This window comes from Parabacteroides sp. MSK.9.14 (assembly GCF_019041495.1).
Lineage (GTDB): Bacteria > Bacteroidota > Bacteroidia > Bacteroidales > Tannerellaceae > Parabacteroides > Parabacteroides merdae.
This window is the reverse complement of record NZ_JAHPXO010000022.1, coordinates 1-17,141: the sequence shown is the minus strand read 5'-3', so window position 1 is coordinate 17,141 and position 17,141 is coordinate 1. Positions and strand designations below refer to the sequence as shown.

Annotated in this window: 12 protein-coding genes and 1 pseudogene; 3 read left to right on the top strand and 10 right to left on the bottom strand. The window is 45.5% G+C overall.

Annotated features, from left to right (window positions below; genetic code table 11):
• Nucleotides 1-27 precede the first annotated feature (27 nt).
• Complete coding sequence (locus KTG12_RS12580; RefSeq protein WP_227225905.1) at nucleotides 28-411, bottom strand: hypothetical protein; 384 nt, start codon at nucleotides 409-411, stop codon at nucleotides 28-30.
• A 137-nt stretch (nucleotides 412-548) separates the two neighbouring features.
• A complete protein-coding gene (locus tag KTG12_RS12575) occupies nucleotides 549-2,123 on the bottom strand; it encodes a sulfatase (protein WP_138272570.1) in 1,575 nt (524 codons plus the stop codon).
• An 877-nt stretch (nucleotides 2,124-3,000) separates the two neighbouring features.
• On the opposite strand from KTG12_RS12575, the pseudogene KTG12_RS22290 reads away from it, so the two are divergent.
• Nucleotides 3,001-3,069, top strand: a pseudogene (locus KTG12_RS22290) (hypothetical protein); the annotation flags it as partial.
• Here KTG12_RS22290 and KTG12_RS22285 read toward each other — a convergent pair.
• The 3 genes from KTG12_RS22285 to KTG12_RS12555 all read right to left on the bottom strand — a co-directional run bounded on the left by KTG12_RS22285 (nucleotide 3,061) and on the right by KTG12_RS12555 (nucleotide 7,428).
• Nucleotides 3,061-3,270 (bottom strand): hypothetical protein, encoded by a 210-nt coding sequence (locus KTG12_RS22285; RefSeq protein ID WP_022322522.1) that lies wholly within the window; start codon nucleotides 3,268-3,270, stop codon nucleotides 3,061-3,063. The pseudogene KTG12_RS22290 and the gene KTG12_RS22285 sit on opposite strands and share 9 nt — an antisense overlap.
• 647 nt (nucleotides 3,271-3,917) lie before the next feature.
• Complete coding sequence (locus tag KTG12_RS12560) at nucleotides 3,918-6,050, bottom strand: S46 family peptidase (RefSeq protein ID WP_349186538.1); 2,133 nt, start codon at nucleotides 6,048-6,050, stop codon at nucleotides 3,918-3,920.
• Nucleotides 6,051-6,069: 19 nt separating this feature from the next.
• Entirely contained in the window at nucleotides 6,070-7,428 is a 1,359-nt protein-coding gene (locus tag KTG12_RS12555; protein ID WP_005633661.1) for a TIGR00341 family protein, read from the bottom strand.
• Between the two features lie 254 nt (nucleotides 7,429-7,682).
• Between KTG12_RS12555 and KTG12_RS12550 the strand changes: the two genes are divergently transcribed.
• The gene (locus tag KTG12_RS12550; protein WP_138272571.1) at nucleotides 7,683-9,752 is read left to right on the top strand and encodes a HAMP domain-containing sensor histidine kinase; all 2,070 of its coding nucleotides are present in this window, start codon (nucleotides 7,683-7,685) and stop codon (nucleotides 9,750-9,752) included.
• 52 nt (nucleotides 9,753-9,804) lie between these two features.
• Here the strand turns inward: KTG12_RS12550 and KTG12_RS12545 are convergent, their stop codons facing one another.
• The 5 genes from KTG12_RS12545 to KTG12_RS12525 all read right to left on the bottom strand — a co-directional run bounded on the left by KTG12_RS12545 (nucleotide 9,805) and on the right by KTG12_RS12525 (nucleotide 16,376).
• Complete coding sequence (locus KTG12_RS12545) at nucleotides 9,805-11,313, bottom strand: lipopolysaccharide biosynthesis protein (RefSeq protein ID WP_122204081.1); 1,509 nt, start codon at nucleotides 11,311-11,313, stop codon at nucleotides 9,805-9,807.
• A gap of 34 nt (nucleotides 11,314-11,347) precedes the next feature.
• On the bottom strand, nucleotides 11,348-12,373 hold the full coding sequence (gene ruvB, locus KTG12_RS12540) for a Holliday junction branch migration DNA helicase RuvB (protein WP_005645102.1): 1,026 nt from the start codon (nucleotides 12,371-12,373) through the stop codon (nucleotides 11,348-11,350).
• A 56-nt stretch (nucleotides 12,374-12,429) separates the two neighbouring features.
• Nucleotides 12,430-13,038 (bottom strand): outer membrane beta-barrel protein, encoded by a 609-nt coding sequence (locus KTG12_RS12535; RefSeq protein ID WP_022322526.1) that lies wholly within the window; start codon nucleotides 13,036-13,038, stop codon nucleotides 12,430-12,432.
• A gap of 88 nt (nucleotides 13,039-13,126) precedes the next feature.
• Nucleotides 13,127-14,314, bottom strand: a complete 1,188-nt coding sequence (locus KTG12_RS12530) for a glycosyltransferase family 87 protein (RefSeq protein WP_155144436.1) — start codon at nucleotides 14,312-14,314, stop codon at nucleotides 13,127-13,129.
• Nucleotides 14,315-14,780: 466 nt separating this feature from the next.
• Complete coding sequence (locus KTG12_RS12525) at nucleotides 14,781-16,376, bottom strand: lipopolysaccharide assembly protein LapB (RefSeq protein ID WP_227225902.1); 1,596 nt, start codon at nucleotides 16,374-16,376, stop codon at nucleotides 14,781-14,783.
• 313 nt (nucleotides 16,377-16,689) lie between these two features.
• Between KTG12_RS12525 and KTG12_RS12520 the strand changes: the two genes are divergently transcribed.
• On the top strand, nucleotides 16,690-16,863 hold the full coding sequence (locus KTG12_RS12520; protein ID WP_005633684.1) for a hypothetical protein: 174 nt from the start codon (nucleotides 16,690-16,692) through the stop codon (nucleotides 16,861-16,863).
• Nucleotides 16,864-17,141: the final 278 nt, after the last annotated feature.

Sequence of the window (17,141 nt, the reverse complement as noted above, 5' to 3'; positions counted from 1 at the left end):
TTTCTTTGTCTCCTGCAAAGATACGGTTTATTGATTTAATAACTGCTTGATAGCTTCGTCCGAACGAGTTTCCGTCTCCTGGATTTTGTTATAGTCGAACAAAGCATCGAGTTCGTAAAGTTGCAGGGTAACAGTCGGGGCAAAACGGTCGGAAGCGACATAGTTGCGGACTGATGTCAGCAATTGTTGCATGGCCGGGCGTTTCTCTATATCCTTAACCGGATCGACCACAAGGACAAACAGCTTGCCGCTTGCCGCAATCTCTCCGCTTTCGCTTTCGAGCTGCCAAGTCAACTGCCCTTTACGGATCGCTTCGGGACCGAAATGATAGATGCCATCTTCGCAGTAAAGGTCTCCGCATTTGTGTAAGCACGCTTCTGAAGGCGCGCCAGCAGGACGATCGGAGCACATGATTCACGGTATTTCTCAGGGGTTACCAACCCTTTGCTTTCCCAGAAGGCATCCAAGATACCGACTACTTCTCCCGCCTCTTCAGCAAGATCATGGGGATGCCGCCGCTGGAGTACAAGAAGATGAAGAAAGGATGATTACCAATAATACTCATCCATAATCTCCTGCATCCGGGGCGTTGCGGCATCGGTATCGCCAACCTCGCGACGCAGTTTCAGCAGCTCGCGCTTCATCTTTTCGATTTCACCGGCATAAGCGGGGGAATTGTAGACGTTATGGTCTTCGTGGGGGTCGGCGAGCAGGTCGTAGAACTCCCACGACGGCGTGACGGGAGCCTTATCCGATCCGGTCGCATTCAGCGGATCGCCGTAGAGGAACATCAGTTTGTAGCGATGGTTGCGGATGCCCATGTGGGCGGGACGGATCTTGTGGTGCGTCCAGTAGCGGTAGTACATGGACTGCCGCCAGTCGCGCGGAGTCTCGCCCTTCAGATTGTCGCGGAAGCTGCGGCCTTCGCTGCACGACGGGGCGTCCACCCCGGCATAGCCGGCCAGCGTAGCGGCAAAATCAATATTGAGGATGATGTCGGAATTGCGCGTCCCGGCCGGGATCTCCTTCGGGTAGCGGATAACGAACGGCATGCGAAGCGGCTCCTCGTACATCATGCGCTTGTCGAAAAAGCCATGCTCGCCGAGGAAATAACCCTGGTCGGAGACATAGACTACGATCGTATTCTCGGACAGCCCCTCTTCATCGAGGAAACGCAGCAGGCGGCCGATATTGTCATCGATGGCCGCTCCGCAACGCAAGTAGTCGCGAATCAACTTCTGATAGATTTTCCGGCGCGCATCTTCCTTACCCATTCCTTCTATGGAAAAAGGCAGTTCCGGATACTTGCACCACCAGGAATCCGGGTCTTTCGAGGCGATCCCCCATCGGCGGGCCATATCTTCCAACGGTTGTCCGGGGAACGTACGCCCGGATTCTTCCGGCCCGAACTCCATCATGTTTGCCGGTTCGGGGAACGTGACTCCGTCATAAATATGTTTCAACCGTTCGGGAAAATCCCACGGTTCGTGCGTCGCCTTGAAATGGCAACACATCATGAAGGGTCGGTCCTTGTCGCGCGAACGGATCCACCGGATCGTCTTGTCGGTCACCAGGTCGGTCGAGAAGCCCTTCTCCACCTTGCCGCTTTTCCCTTTATCATCGTCTATCCAGCCCTCCGCGGTCTTGAAAAGCGGGTCCCAATATTCCCCCTGGTCATGGAAAACCGAAAAGGTGTCGAAACCCGACGGCTGCGTCTTGAGATGCCATTTGCCGAAAAGGGCCGTCTGATACCCTCCCTCCTGCATGCGTTTCGCAATATTGTCCAAAGCCGGATCGAGCCTGTCTTCAAGCGTATAGACCCCGTTATGATGGCTATAGGCGCCTGTCATGATAGCCGCGCGGCTGGGCACGGAGATCGAGTTCGTGCAAAAGCAGTTGTCAAGCACGCACCCCTCGGCCGCCAGGCGGCGGATATTCTCGTTCTTCACGTATTCGCTCAGTATTCCTCCATAGATTCCCCACGCCTGCGAGGTATGATCGTCGGAAAGGATGAAAAGGATGTTCGGGCGTCCAGAGTCCGCTTCCGGCTTTTCGTCTGCCATCGCAGGAGAGGCAGACGCCAAAAAGCCGGTCGTGATGATTAGTTGATCGAATGTTTTCATGACATTTTTTGTTTTTCTTTCCTACAAAAGTAATGAATTTAAATAGAGACCAACAACATTATCTTGCAAATGAAACCCCTCGTTTCATGCAACATGACAAGGAACCTTATCGATTTCCGAAAAAATCATATCTATAATTAATTATTCATTTGCTTTCAATATGGCGGAGTTTCTTGTCTTCTCTATTTCTATTTGCTTAAATGTATGCTTTTTACCCCAGTTGAACCGATAACTCACATTCACATAAAATACATGATCGTTTTTTTCGGACCATAATTCCGGGAATATGAGCTATAGATATCCGAAGTATACTCTCTCTTTTTTACAAAAGTAGAAAATGGATTACGTGTTCCTAATTCAAAATTCCAATTATTAAGATTATATCCTACGTTAAAATTGTAGATAAGTGGAGTACGATAGAAAACTCCGACATCATCATAATTCTTTTGGGGAGTTATGAGTTGTCCGGAAGCCATGAAATTTTTATATATAAACAACAATTTAGCTGAAGCATAAAAACAATTGACATCTAATTTTCTCCATGCATGTATAACTCGTTTTTGATAATATCGGCCAAATCGAATGTCAATTTTCCAGGTATGACTTTTAGCTTCATTCTTGGGCCTGTCACTAAATCAAATCCGGATTTAGCTATGGCATAATCATGTATAAACAAATTCCGGCTTTCATCATAAGATACTCGTTCATAAGGGACATTATGAATAATGCTTTCATTGTATCCTACAAAATTTTAAAACCGCCTTGACCATGCTTAGCTCTTAATCATAAAAGAACCTTCACATAATCAGGACAGCATGTTATTCCATTCTGAAGTCAGAAAAAATAAACATACAATACTACTAATAAAAATAAGCAAATTTTTATTCATACCTTATATGAAAACCCGAACCCCAAAAGCGACGGAAAGAAGCAACCTTTACATGCGAGGATCGTCCCGAAGGGGACTGTACGTACTCAGGAAATTGCAGAACAAATCTTCCGATGAATCAAAATTGAATTCCTTGTGATGCAGGGCAAAGAGTGGATTGAGCGGGAGAAACAACGTAGGCATCCTCATCTTGACCTGTTCGGCGATGAACGCCGTAAGTGTGAGAAGGAGCGTATGGATGCGGAAAGGCTTTTCCATACTTTCCGTTTACAGCCAAAAAAACAGCCATCGGCAAAAAAGATGCCAAAACAAGGCATAAAAGTACCTCCAACATGGCGGATAAACATCCACGCATCCCCGTAAAGACCTCACACAGACCCGGGTCTGCACCTCTCCCGCACCCGGGTCTCCATGATGGGTACACCCGGGTCTCAAGCGGCTTTGCAAGCTGTTTTTGACAAAAGAAAAGCCTATCTTGATGAAAAAAGAAGCTGTTTTAACAGGTTTCGCACCTCTTCCCGAACGGTCCCCGTTTTTATCGTACAATTGACACACAAGAAGTTATCGTTTTTTACCATGATGGTTATGACAGATGAATGATAGTTCAAAATGGCAACTATCATGACATAACATATTGGTTTAAACCAATATACGAACGAATATGATAGTATGATGGTTAGTTTTGCAAAACATTTATATGAAATGGCTGCTGCCGTTCTTATTGCTGAATTGTGATGTGGATGTCTGCAAGATTGATTAAACAGAAAAAGCACACTTGTCATATAAACAGAGTGCCGGAAAGGAGGTTTCACTCCATCCTTCCCGGCACTTTTTTAATATAATATATTCAGGTAAACTTCCTTTGGTCGCTTTCTGATCAAGCCAAAAGGAATCCGCCCCCACTATTACTTCACCAATTTCAATTCCTCAATCAGCCGCGGGCATTTCCCCCACTTGTCGATCATGTAGAGCACATAGCGTATGTCGACGCTGATCGTGCGCTGCAAATCCGGTTCGAAGGCGATGTCGCCGCTCATCGCTTCCCAGTTACCATCGAAGGCGAGGCCGATCAGGCGAGCGTTCTTGTCGAACACCGGGCTGCCGGAGTTACCGCCTGTGATGTCGTTGTTCGAGAGGAAGCAAAGCTGCAATTCGCCGTCCTTGTTGGCATACTGGCCGAAGTCCTTGCTACGGATCAAGTTGAGGATTTCGGGTTGCACCCAGAACTCGTCGCTTTCGGGGTTTTCCTTTTCGAAGATCCCCTTCTGGGTCGTATAGTAATCATACCAGGCAGCATCGTACGGACGGTAGCCGCCGATGGAACCGTAGCTCACACGCATCGTAAAGTTGGCGTCCGAAGCGAAAGCCTTCTCCGGGTGCATCTCTTTCAGGCCGGCAAAATAGAGGCGTTCGCCCTTAGCGATATCGTAATAAGAATCACCCGTGAGCTGTTGCAATTCGAAAAGGGAGATGAGGACGGACAGGCTCAACTCGGCAGCCGGGTCCTTCTTCAGCTTCGCATATTTCTTCGGGTCCTTCAGCATGGAGGCGATATTGTCGTAAGACAGGATGGATGTCTTCTTGAATACATCGGCGGCATACTTTTCATAATCGCCTTTATACTTTTTGTCCACCTTCTTGTAGATATCCGGAAGATTCTCTGCCGGAACCCGTTCCTTTACGATCTTCATCATAGCCGCCAGCACCTTCCGGTCAAGGCTTGCGTCATAATCCTTGAAGAAAGACTTGATATTGTCTTCGAGGAAGATATCGATTTCTTCAGGGGTAGAACCTTTCACATCCACGCTCTGGATCATGCGCGCCAGCTTCACGATCTCGGCGCCGCTCAGGAACGCTTCGCCCAGGTAGGTGGAGATCTTCTTATATTCACTGGAAGAAGTATATCCCTTTTCCAGAAGACTCAACACGTCGCCGTACACCTCTTTACGCTTTGCATCCTGTGCCACCCAGGCGGCAAAAGCGGCTTCCTCTTCGCGTTTACGGTCGATCACTTTCAGGTTGGCCAGCCCCTTGTTCATGCCGATCGAGTTTTTCCAGTAGTTGGAGCTGCCGGCATATTTGGAAGCATATTTGATGCGCACCTCGTCGCTCTTCAACATCGCGTCTTTCCAAATCGCCTGCTTGATGCCACGCACTTCGATGCGAGGCTTGTTGCTATCCTCGATACGCTGCTGCACACCCCATGAACAGAGGTAGCGGTCCGTGCTGCCGGGGAAACCGATCGTCATCGCATAATCCTTGTCCTGATAACCTTGCAATGACACTTCAGCCACGTATTTAGGCTGGTATGGCTTATTATCCTTGCTGTAGGCAGCCGGCTTGTTGTCGGCTCCGGCATATACGCGGAACACGGAGAAGTCGCCCGTATGGCGCGGCCACATCCAGTTGTCCGTATCGCCGCCGAATTTTCCGACCGAACTGGGCGGAGCGAATACCATGCGGACATCATTGAAGACATCATAGACGATCAGGAAATACTTGTTATTATTGTAGAAAGGCACGACATCGGCAGCCTGGAACTCCGTGTTTCCTACAGAATCGGCCATCGCCTGCCCGATCGAGTCGGCTGCGGCCAGACGCAGGTGCTCTTCCTTGATCGAAGCTATCTGTGAATTAATGCGATCGCTCACATCCACCGTCTCACGCAGGTAGCGGACCGTCAGGCCCGGAACCGGCAACTCTTCTTCCTTACTCTGGGAAACAAAACCGTCTTTCAGGTAGTCGTGTTCCACACTGCTTAACTGCTGGATCGAACCGAAACCACAATGGTGGTTGGTGAAAATCAGTCCTTCATTAGAGACGGTGATACCGCTACATCCTCCTCCGAAGATCACCACGGCATTGGCTACACACGGGTCAGTTTCACTGTACAATTGTTCGTAAGACGGAGTAAATCCCAACTCCTTCATCCTCTCCAGGTTTTGTTTATTCAACTCTTTCAGTACCCACATGCCCTCATCGGCAAACACTTGGCCTGAAGCAACGAGAAGCAGTAACACTGCCCACAACTTCTTCATACGATTCATTCTTTGTTCGTTATTCAATAATTAATTTGATTTTCTTTTGTTCTACACGCGCGGCAAGCCATTTCTTGATCTTTTCCTGTTCCGCCTCACGTACTTTTTCTTTGCTTTTCAGGTAGACTAACAGGACGGTATCGGGTTTAATGCTATCCATATCCATCAGATAGGTATGCGCACAAGAGACTTCCTTGATATAAGGGAAAAGGACTTTCATTTCCGGCATCAGCTCGGACGTAAGATGATTGTAACTGTGATATTTGTTCAGGTCGCGTTTCAGCGAATCGATCTGGAGGGACTGCGCCCGAAGAACCTCTTCGCTATTCTTATACAAGTCCTGCATCAGCAGGCTTTTCAACTCGTTAATGTCGGTGGCTTCCTGCCCGAAACCCTGCTGCACGACAAGGCCCACGTTTTTCAAGCCGTATTTCGGCATCTTGGCACGGGCGTTCGCAATCATCGTCTCCGGCACGGTCTCGCCGATCAGGACTACTTTCACCTCTTTCTTGTCGCTGGTATCGGTCACCGTCTTGCTCAATATCTGCGTGTTCGGGAAACTCAACTCATCCGCGACAAACGTCCGCACCCGGTCATTGAAGTAACTGGCCCGGATCAGGTTGTAGCTCAGGAAAAGGCTCGGCACGATGGTAAAGAAAACGATCACCCCGACATATCTCGTCACGATCTTCTCGCGCTGTTTGTTTAAAAAGACCTTCTTCGGGTATTTCAGCAGGCGGACCACCACGTAGGTAGCCAGACTGATAAACACCGTATTGATAAAATAGAGATAGAAAGCACCGAAGAAATAATACAGGTTACCGCTCGCCAATCCGAATCCGGCCGTACAAAGCGGCGGCATCAAAGCCGTAGCGATCGCCACGCCGGGAATCACATTCCCCTTGCTCTTGGTCGAGCTCGCCACGATCCCCGCCAGGCCGCCAAAGAAGGCAATCAAGACGTCATAAACGGTAGGCTGCGTACGGGCCAGCAACTCGCTCTGCGCCTCGCTGATCGGGGAAATCAGGAAAAAGAGCGTCGAAGTGATGACGCTGAATACCGTCGCCGTGGCAAAATTACGGAAGGAACGCTTGATCAGGTCGAAATCGGAGATTCCCAGTCCCAGGCCGAACCCCATGATAGGCCCCATCAGCGGGGAGATCAACATCGCACCGATAATCACCGCCGTCGAGTTCGTATTCAAACCCAGCGAGGCGACAAAGGTCGCAAAGATCAGAACCCAAAGGTTCGTCCCTTTAAACTCTATGCCTTTCCGGATAGACTCGATCGTTTCGAGTTCATCCTCTTTTTCCTGACGGACATCGAAATTACGGACAAAGAAGTCCCTAATCTGCTTGTGCAACAATCCTTTTTCCATCCTATTAAAATCAACGTTTGTATACGAACATCCCGTAAAACGGCCTTTATAATGGCTAACACTCTCTCACAACCGTTTTAACACATCGCCTAAACCGCACAAAGATAGAAATAGTATCTCGAAATAAAAAATAAGAGCTGTGAACATAAAATAAGCGAAGTATATATCCTGATAATTATTGATTTTCACGTAACTTTGCAAACGCACAACACAAAAACGACAACGAACACTCTCAATAAATCCCGGTAAACAAGATGAAATACTACATTCTCTTGATATACTTACTCGCTTTTTCCCTCGCTACGGAGGGAAATACAGCAGTAAAAGATTCACTGTCGGAAGCCTTGCCGTCAGCCTCTTCTCCTCTGCAAAAACTGGAAATCATGACTAATCTGATGGATCTTTCCCGACAGGAAGAACAGGTGGAATATGCCAAACAGCTCTATTGGCTCGCACTTGAAGAAGACGAAGACTATTATAAGGAAGCGGCCCTGACCGAAATCTTGCGCTTTTACGTGAATACCGATGCCAAAGACAGCGCAAAGGTGTATCTCGCCGAAGCCGAAAGGGAGCTGAAAGGGAAAGCACGCGATTTCCTCGTCACGTATATGAAAACGATCATGGATGTCCGTGTTGTCTATTACACCAAAGGCGAAGACCGGATGAAACTGATTGAAAAATACAAACTCCGCCTCGAAACGGAAAAAGACATGCCGGTTCTTGACAAAATATCGAACTATTATCTCCTCGGTATGGCGAACAGCAACCGGGTCGATCCGAAAAACCAGGATGCTATCTATAAAGAGGTATGTTATTACATGAACAACCTGATCGAACTGTCGGACAACATCCCGCTCCGCTATTCGTATCTGTTCCGCCTGAATACGCTCAACATACTAAGCCTTATGGAAGCGACTCCCGAAAATCGGGTGAAAGCCTCCCTCCGCTACTTGAACATGCAAAAGGAATATGCTGACACAAAAGAGATGAAGAAGCGCCCGTACACAAGCAAACGGCATCTGCTGAACGCCTACTCTACTTTGGCTACCGCAGCAGAAACAGTCGGGAAAGATATGGCAACCTACTATTTCAACTACTTCATCGACTTGAACAGGAAATATCCTGAAGATGCTGCATTCTCCGCTGAATATGACCGTTATTTCACTTCGCTCAACTATTATAAGTCAATACGGGATTTCCAGAAAGCCGCAGATTACAACGATTCGGTCATCTATTATTTCCGCCACGGCAATTTCCAGTTCGACCTGACCGAAAACATCGTCCTGACACTAAAAGACAAAATCGACTGTCTCGACAGTCTGCACAGATATAAAGATGCCTACGAAGCCTACAAGGAATATTCCGTACTCCTGGATTCCGCACGCACACGAAGCATGGAAAACAAAGTCGAAGACCTGGAGATCAAAAAGCATGTGGACGAGCTGGTGGTCGAGAAAAAGGCACTGGAAATAGATCTGCAAAAGAGCCGGAGCCAGTTATATCTATTCCTCGCGTTGCTCATTCTTTCGATCAGCTTCGGAATCTTCATATTCTTCCGCCTTGGAAAGATCAAATCGTTATACAAGGAATTGCAGGAATCGAACCGGCTGGTCATTATCGCCAGTGAAAAGGCACAGGAAAGCGAACGGATGAAGAACGCCTTTATCAAGAATATGTGCCACGAAGTGCGCACGCCGCTAAATGCGATCAATGGCTTTGCCGAACTGATCACCAGCGACGGTATAAGCCCGGAAGAGAAAAAAGAATTCAGCAAGATCATCTATACGAACTGCCACAACATCACCTCCATGATGAACGATGTGCTGGTAATCGCCCAACTGGACAGCAGCAACGAGGTCCTCCCGCTGGAACCGGTCCACATCAGTCTGCTCTGTCACCACGAGATGAACAAATTGAAAAAGTTACAGCAGAAGCCGGATATCCATTACCAGGTCGAAGGTGACAAAAGCAACGACCTGATCTATTCGGACCCGAATCATTTCGGCATTATCATCTCCCATCTGCTGAACAACGCGAACAAGTTCACGAATCAGGGAAGCATCACGCTCTCCTACCGGCCCGAAGAAGAAGGAAGGATTATGTGTATCTGCGTTACCGACACAGGATGCGGAATTCCGGCAGACAAGAGCGAATGGATTTTCGAACGTTTCACCAAAAACGACGACTTTATCCCCGGTTCGGGCCTCGGCCTCTACCTCTGCCGCCTCATCACCCAACGCCTCAACGGTTCCCTCAAACTGGATACCTGTTACACCGGGGGAGCCCGGTTCATTTTACGGCTTCCGATTAATCCCTACAAATAGCCAACAGGTTTTCTTTTGGCAGACGTGCCCCATAAATCATCATTTAATTAGTTCAGTTTTTCTTAGATACAAACCTTTTCCCGATATAAGGCAATTCGCTTAACGGAAGATCGCGTCTAATGATGATTGCCAGGAAAATCAGGAGTAGAACCGTGCGATAGCCCAAGCGAAGGATTTCCGAATCGATCCGGGGCAACATCCCAGCTGCATAGAATAAAACCGCCAATATGCCGTAAATAACGGCTGATCTTATATCGTATTGAATCGGGAACTTCTTCTGCCCGATCGCATAAGAAAGAATCATCATCAACAGGTTGCTGGCAAACGAAGCCCAAGCACACGCCATATAACCGTAAACCGGCGCCAGCAACACGATCATCAACACGGTCACCACACAGCCGATCGTCGAGAAGTAGGCTCCCCATTGCGTCTGGTCGATCAACTTATACCAGAACGACAGGTTAAAATAGATCCCGAAGAACAGTTCGCCCAGCATCACGATCGGCACGACACGCAATCCCGGATAATACTTGGCGTCCACAAAATATTTCAGAATATCCAGATAATACATCACGCCCAAGAAGATAATCAACGAAAAGATAATGAAATACTTCATTGCCTCCGAATATGCTTTCGTATTATCGTCATCCTTATTCTTGGCAAAAATAAAAGGTTCGTAGGCATACCGGAATGCCTGGATAAACATCACCATCACCACCGCCACCTTGAAGCAGGCTCCATAAATCCCCAACTGGGTAGCTGCATAATCCTTATCTTCGAACAGGAAAGGGAACAGAATCTTATCCGCCGTCTGATTGAAAATCCCGGCAATCCCTAAGACCAAGATCGGGAACGAGTATCTCAACATCTGTTTCAACAACACGAAACTGGCTTTCTCGCGCAACCCGGGTATCATATCCGGCACCAAAAGCAAGAATGTCACCACCGAAGTAACCACATTGCTGACAAAGATATACTCCACCTGATAGCCGGGCACATAAAACCAGCCTATCAACCTCGGCGCACATTCATACAGCCACGGGCAAGCGATCAGGAAGAATATTACCAATACGATATTCAGGAATATATTCAGCAGCTTGATCGCCGCAAAGCGAACCGCCTTCCCCTGATACCGGAGGAAAGCAAACGGAATACAACAGAAGGCATCCACCGCCACAATCCCCGCCATCATCCCGATATATTCAGGATGTGCACCATATCCCAGAAAGTTACTGACCGGCGTCAGCGCACTGAACACAAACACCATAAACAGGACGGAAGTGAATGCCAGACTGAACAACGTCGTCGCATATACCCGCATCGGGAGCTTGATCTCCTTCTTGTTCATAAACCGGAAAAAGCCGGTCTCCATCCCATACGTCAATATCACCATCAACAAGGCTGTCCAGGCATACAGATTCGTCACAATCCCGAAATCGCTCTCGGTAGCCAATACACGCGTGTACATCGGAACCAGCATCCAGTTCAGGAATTTCCCGACAATGCTGCTGACACCATAAATTGCGGTCTCTCCTGCGAGACGCTTCATTCCTCCTGCCATAACTTAAAAACAATTGACAATTGATAATTGACAATTAAAATAACGAACTTTGTATTCCATCGGGGCGAAGCCGTCCCAAATGGGTATAAGCCAACTCCGTCACCTCGCGGCCGCGGGGCGTACGTTTGATAAAGCCTTCTTTGATAAGGAAAGGCTCGTAAACCTCTTCCAGCGTTCCGGGATCTTCTCCCAGGGCAGTCGCGATAGTCGTCAATCCTACCGGTCCGCCGTTAAACTTGTCGATGATAGTCGTCAGCAACTTATTGTCGATCTGATCCAGGCCGTAACGGTCGATGTTCAATGCCTCCAGAGCATAGCAGGAAATCGCCTTATCGATCTCTCCGGATCCTTTCACCTGTGCAAAATCACGCACACGACGCAGCAACGCGTTCGCTATACGGGGTGTACCACGACTACGGGAAGCTATCTCGCGTGCAGCACTCAACTCGCATTTCACATTCAGGATATCGGCACTACGCAACACGATCTTCGTCAGCGTCTCCATCTCGTAATATTCGAGGTGCATATTGATCCCGAAACGCGCCCTGAGCGGACTTGTCAGCAAACCGCTGCGAGTCGTCGCCCCCACCAGCGTAAACGGAGCCAGGTCGATCTGGATGGAACGGGCGCTCGGCCCTTTATCGATCATGATATCGATCCGGTAATCTTCCATCGCCGAATACAGATATTCCTCCACAATCGGACTCAACCGGTGGATCTCGTCGATAAAAAGGACATCGTTCTTCTCCAGCGAAGTCAGCACTCCCGCAAGATCGCCCGGTTTATCCAACACCGGCCCGGAAGTCACCTTGAAGCCGACTCCCAATTCATTCGCTATAATGTTGGATAATGTAGTCTTTCCCAATCCGGGAGGTCCATGCAACAGCACATGGTCGAGCGCCTCCTTACGCATCCGGGCCGCCATCACGAAAATCTTCAGATTCTCGACCACTTTGGCCTGTCCGCTGAAGTCATGAAACGAAAGCGGACGAAGCGCATTCTCATACTCCCGTTCGCTCTCCGGAACCCGTGCATCCCTTATATCAAATTCATCTTCCATACTCTTATTACTTTGACTGGCAAAGATAATAAGAATTACCGGGTTCTGAACTTGTGTCACCGGAATATCGGGACAAAGATAGAAACTTGCAGATCACGTGTCCGTCCCGATTTCATATAAGGGACTCCTTTCATTACATTGCAAGTACCCTGTTTGTATGTCAGGGCCAGATCGAAGTATTTGAAAGCATAGGCGGCTTTGACGACGACCGGCACGTCAAAGGCAGATTTGATTGTCTTCCCAATCATAATATTATCCTTAAAATGGAGAGTAGGCTCAACTCCTACTCCTACCTTCAGCCTCCCGATCAGATTATAATTCAAAACTCCGTTCAAAGCCATGTAATTCCTTGCAAACTTACTTTTGTAACCTTTAACGGGAGTCGCTTTATTGCCAACCGAGGCAATTTCTCCCCGCTTCTGCCCATATAATAAGGCTGCATCCACCGATAAACGGTGTTTCAATTCGAACTGCAACTGATATCCCACATGAAAAGAAGGCTTCATATCCGGTATATTAAACCCGACTTTGCCTTTAGACATCGCCTCATCCTTATACCAATCCATCGAAACACCACCTATTACCCCACTTTTCACTTTCCCATTTTGTGCGGAAACAGATAAACACACTAAACTCAACAATAAAAACATCACACTCTTTTTCATATCAACTCTCTTTTATTGGTTTGACTTTGTTGACATGACCGGGAAAATGAGAAAAACCCCTATCAAATATTACTAAAAATATTTCCTTTCAAACCCTGTCTTTGAAATCTAAAAAAATCATTTCATAGCATATCGTAAAGCAAACGATTGTGCAAGGCCAAGCTTTTAATGCGTATGGTCCGATAATATGATGCCGAATGCCGGGAGGAACTAATTCGGTAGAACATAAAGCAACAAAAATCAAGGTCGTAAAAAAGAGATAACGATTATATCTTTTATGGACAGAAGGGCTGCAAATATACCAAATAGCGACACCAATCATCAACGTGATATAACCACTTGCTTCACTTCCTGTACTAAACAACACGACATACAACAATACATTAGCTAATAGCATGAGCCGAAAACGGAGATATTTATATTGCTGAATTCTGAAATAAGGGATAAAGAATAGGATCAGTCCCGGTATAATCAGCCACAAATCACTATATAAAGAACAGCCTGTGAGCTTACGTACGATTCCTAATAAAGAAATATTTTGAGATATGGCGAACATATTGAGGCCATTTTTGATTTCCAACCGTTCCAACCACGCAATATATTGCGAAGAAATATAATCTGTCCCCGGAGAGAAGAATATCGGCAAAACCAAAAACAAACATCCCCAAAAAACGCAGGAAAATACAAGACGCAATTTGTGTTTTGAAAAAAAGAAAAAAGCTAATCCTACAATCGGATATATTTTTATTAATGTTCCCAATAAAATCAAGCAAGAAGCCCAAAATTCTTTTTCTTTCTCAATTAAAACAAAAGAGAGAATAATAAATGCTGCCACAGAGATATTAAATTGTTGTACCCCCTGCGCCGTCATTAACTCACACAAAGAATACCAATAAACTATAATCCTCTGACTCTCATTGAAAGGTAACTGACGAATAGCATAAAAAAGAAAATATGTATTCATTAAAATCCAAAAAATCATCCCCAACCATTCAGGCAAGATAGAAAATGGAGCAATCACAAGCGCAAAGATCGGACCATAATGGTTTACATCATAATATTCGGTAGGATACTCCACATATAAAGGTAATCCGTTAATTACGTGAGGAAAAACATTTTCAAATATTTTATAGTTATTATATTTACCTATCAGCAATTTGACTATTGCATAAATTAGTCCAGAGGACATCCATATCCAAAAGACCGTTCTTTCTCTATGAAAAACAGTCTTTTGAAATATATGTGATAAAAAGTTGATCTCTTTTACAGCTTTCATGTCAAAACCAATATCGCTTAAGCGAAAAACTCCAACAGCAAGTCTTTGTTGTTGTCTTCAACCTATGCTTGAATAGGTCGTTTAGGGATAATAGACTTAGGAGCAGTATCCCACTTCCCTTTCAGATATATTCGTTTCTTGGCAAAGCAAGGAAACGAAAATGTCGCTATTAACAGTAAACATCCAATTTTTCTAAATGTCTTCATATTATGTTTAATATTTTCAAATGTAAACATAGAGGGAATTATTGGATGCAACAAATCGGTATATGGACAACCTTCTTTTTATATGGACAAAATTATTTCTCAGCTGCTATAAAACTGATAATAAAATACATAAACTTACTTCATATAGCTTACGCAAACGATCTAAATCCTTCCAAAATCCTTTTTTAATGCTCTTTACCTGTATATTCCACACTTCCGAAGACAAAACTGTCCCTATTTTTATACCCATATCTACTCTATTACCATCCTTTTTGTAGGATACACCCATTTATATCGCTTCCTTTTTGATTCGGACACAGCTTCCGCCGAGTACGACTTCGGAACTTATTGGCCGAATCGGAACTGACTCCCAAAAGAACAGCCTCCTCGTTTAAGTGCAAATCCAAGAAACTGAGATAACAGATCTTGGTTTCTGTTTTTGTCAGACCCAACGTATTTTCTTTCATAAAAACGCTGACATTCGGAAAAAGGGAATCAATCAGACGAATCAGGCTTCTCCATTCCTCTTCGTTTAGTTTTTGTTCGATATCAGGTTTTACTTTCCGACAGCGCTCTTTCATTGTTTCAAATAAAGAGGATTGCTTCAATTTTTCCACCCTTAATACGGTGATTTCTTTCTTATATTCACTTGTATCCTCATGCGCAGCAGCTTTCCTTTCCATCTCTGCCGTTAACTCCCGAAGGCGACCTTCCTGTTCCGTTTCTTGCTTCTCATGCCGATTTTTTTCCTCTTCTAAAAACTGTTGCTGCCGATTTATTTCAAGCCGTCTTTTCCTATCCCTCAACTGATAACCCACAATCAACAAAAGGCAAATGATAACAGCCAAAGCAAACAAAAACTGTTTCTCTGCAACAAGTTTTTTATTGTCTTGAACGACAGTGACCACATCATGCCGTTTCTCTGCATCAATAATATCTACCTGTTTTTGTTGATCATATAAAGAATCTTTCTTTGCCTGATATTGTTCCAAAAGAGAAAGCGCTTTTTCTGTATCACCAGCTTCTTTTTCGATAAGGTAACCTAAATAGAAGCAATCGATCGATGTATAAGGGTTCAATGACGGACCTGTGGCTAATGCTAAATAATAGCGGGCTGAATCAAGGAGGCTTTCATTATAATAGAGATCACTCAAAGCCAGATAAGAGGGAACTTGATCCATCGTATCAGAACTTAAACTTCTACTATAATAGGCTCTCGCTTTTTCCACATCGCCCATTAAGTCATAAATATTTCCCAAACCATTAGAAATCGAACTAATCCCCCTTAAATCTTGAAACCTTGTAATAACAGAATCCGCTATTAACATATAGTGAAGCGCCAACGACAAAGAATCGTCAAATGCCCATGTTTTAGCCACATCTCGCAGGGCAAAGGCATAACTCCGCTCGTTACCGGCCTGCTTAAAAAATTCTGCCGCTTCTTCAAACTTCCTCCGCTCTTCGCTTCTTTGGCCCGTATAAGTGTACAAGTCTGCCATATAGCTACAGATATACCCTGCTACATCATATAAATACTTCTCTTTTGCCAACGACAACGCATCAGAATAAGCCTTCATTGCCGGGATAAAAAGCTTATCTTTCACATACGAACGTCCTAAATAAAGTCCCATCCAAGCCCGCTGTTCCGCGGTCCCATGATTTTTACACCAAGCCAACGCCCGGTCGAGTTGTTCGGTATATAGCATATCTTTGAAGAGTTTATCCGCCGCCCGGCAATACAGCATGCACCAACGTGCAAACTGCCGTTCATTCAACCTATCGGGAGTTTTTACCTCATTCAATAAGATATAAGCGCTATCCGGATTTGCTTCTAAAAGTATTTCTGCCCGGTCCATCGTTTCCGATGCGATCCGGTCTCCTACACACGAAAAGAAGAGACTGACGGGCAACAAGATAAGCAAGAATATTTTTTTCATACGGATATATTGTTAGACCGGTTGTTTTCAGGAGGGAAAGGTACGCATTTTTATAATCAGGACAACCCTTTTAACTACTCGATTTATCATAAAAACAGGTTCGTTGCTGTCAATTTGATTTGTTTTTAAGATTTCTGACGATATTAACATTCCTGTTTTCAGGCTTCTTAGCTTAAAGAGCAACCGTTTTTGAAACTCTTTTTCCAAATCATCCGAATGATTTTCCCGAACAATGCGAAACATCACCCATAAGCCCATCACACTCTTTCCAGGGCCGGGTGAAGAGAACCTGAAGAAATATCTGAAAGGTCTGAATGTACATCCGTTCGTCATATGCAAGTTGATGCGTGGTCATACAGGCAGGGACTATATGTCACCACAGCAAAAAGCATCCTCAAGCATGTAGATGAACTGGCCTTTGAGATCAGAAATATTCAACAGGGCAAGCATTACCTTGCTATGCAATAAACTTATTAGCTTTAACACATGGCCTACCCCGAAAGTGACGAAAAACTAATGTTTTTGCAAAAACAACCATCATACTATCATATCCGTTTGTATATTGTTTTAAACCAATATGTTATGGCATGATAGTTGCCATTTTGAACTATCATTCATCTATCATAACCATGTAATCGTCTCCGCGATGCTACCTTTGCCATTTATGGGGGAGTAAATTTCTTA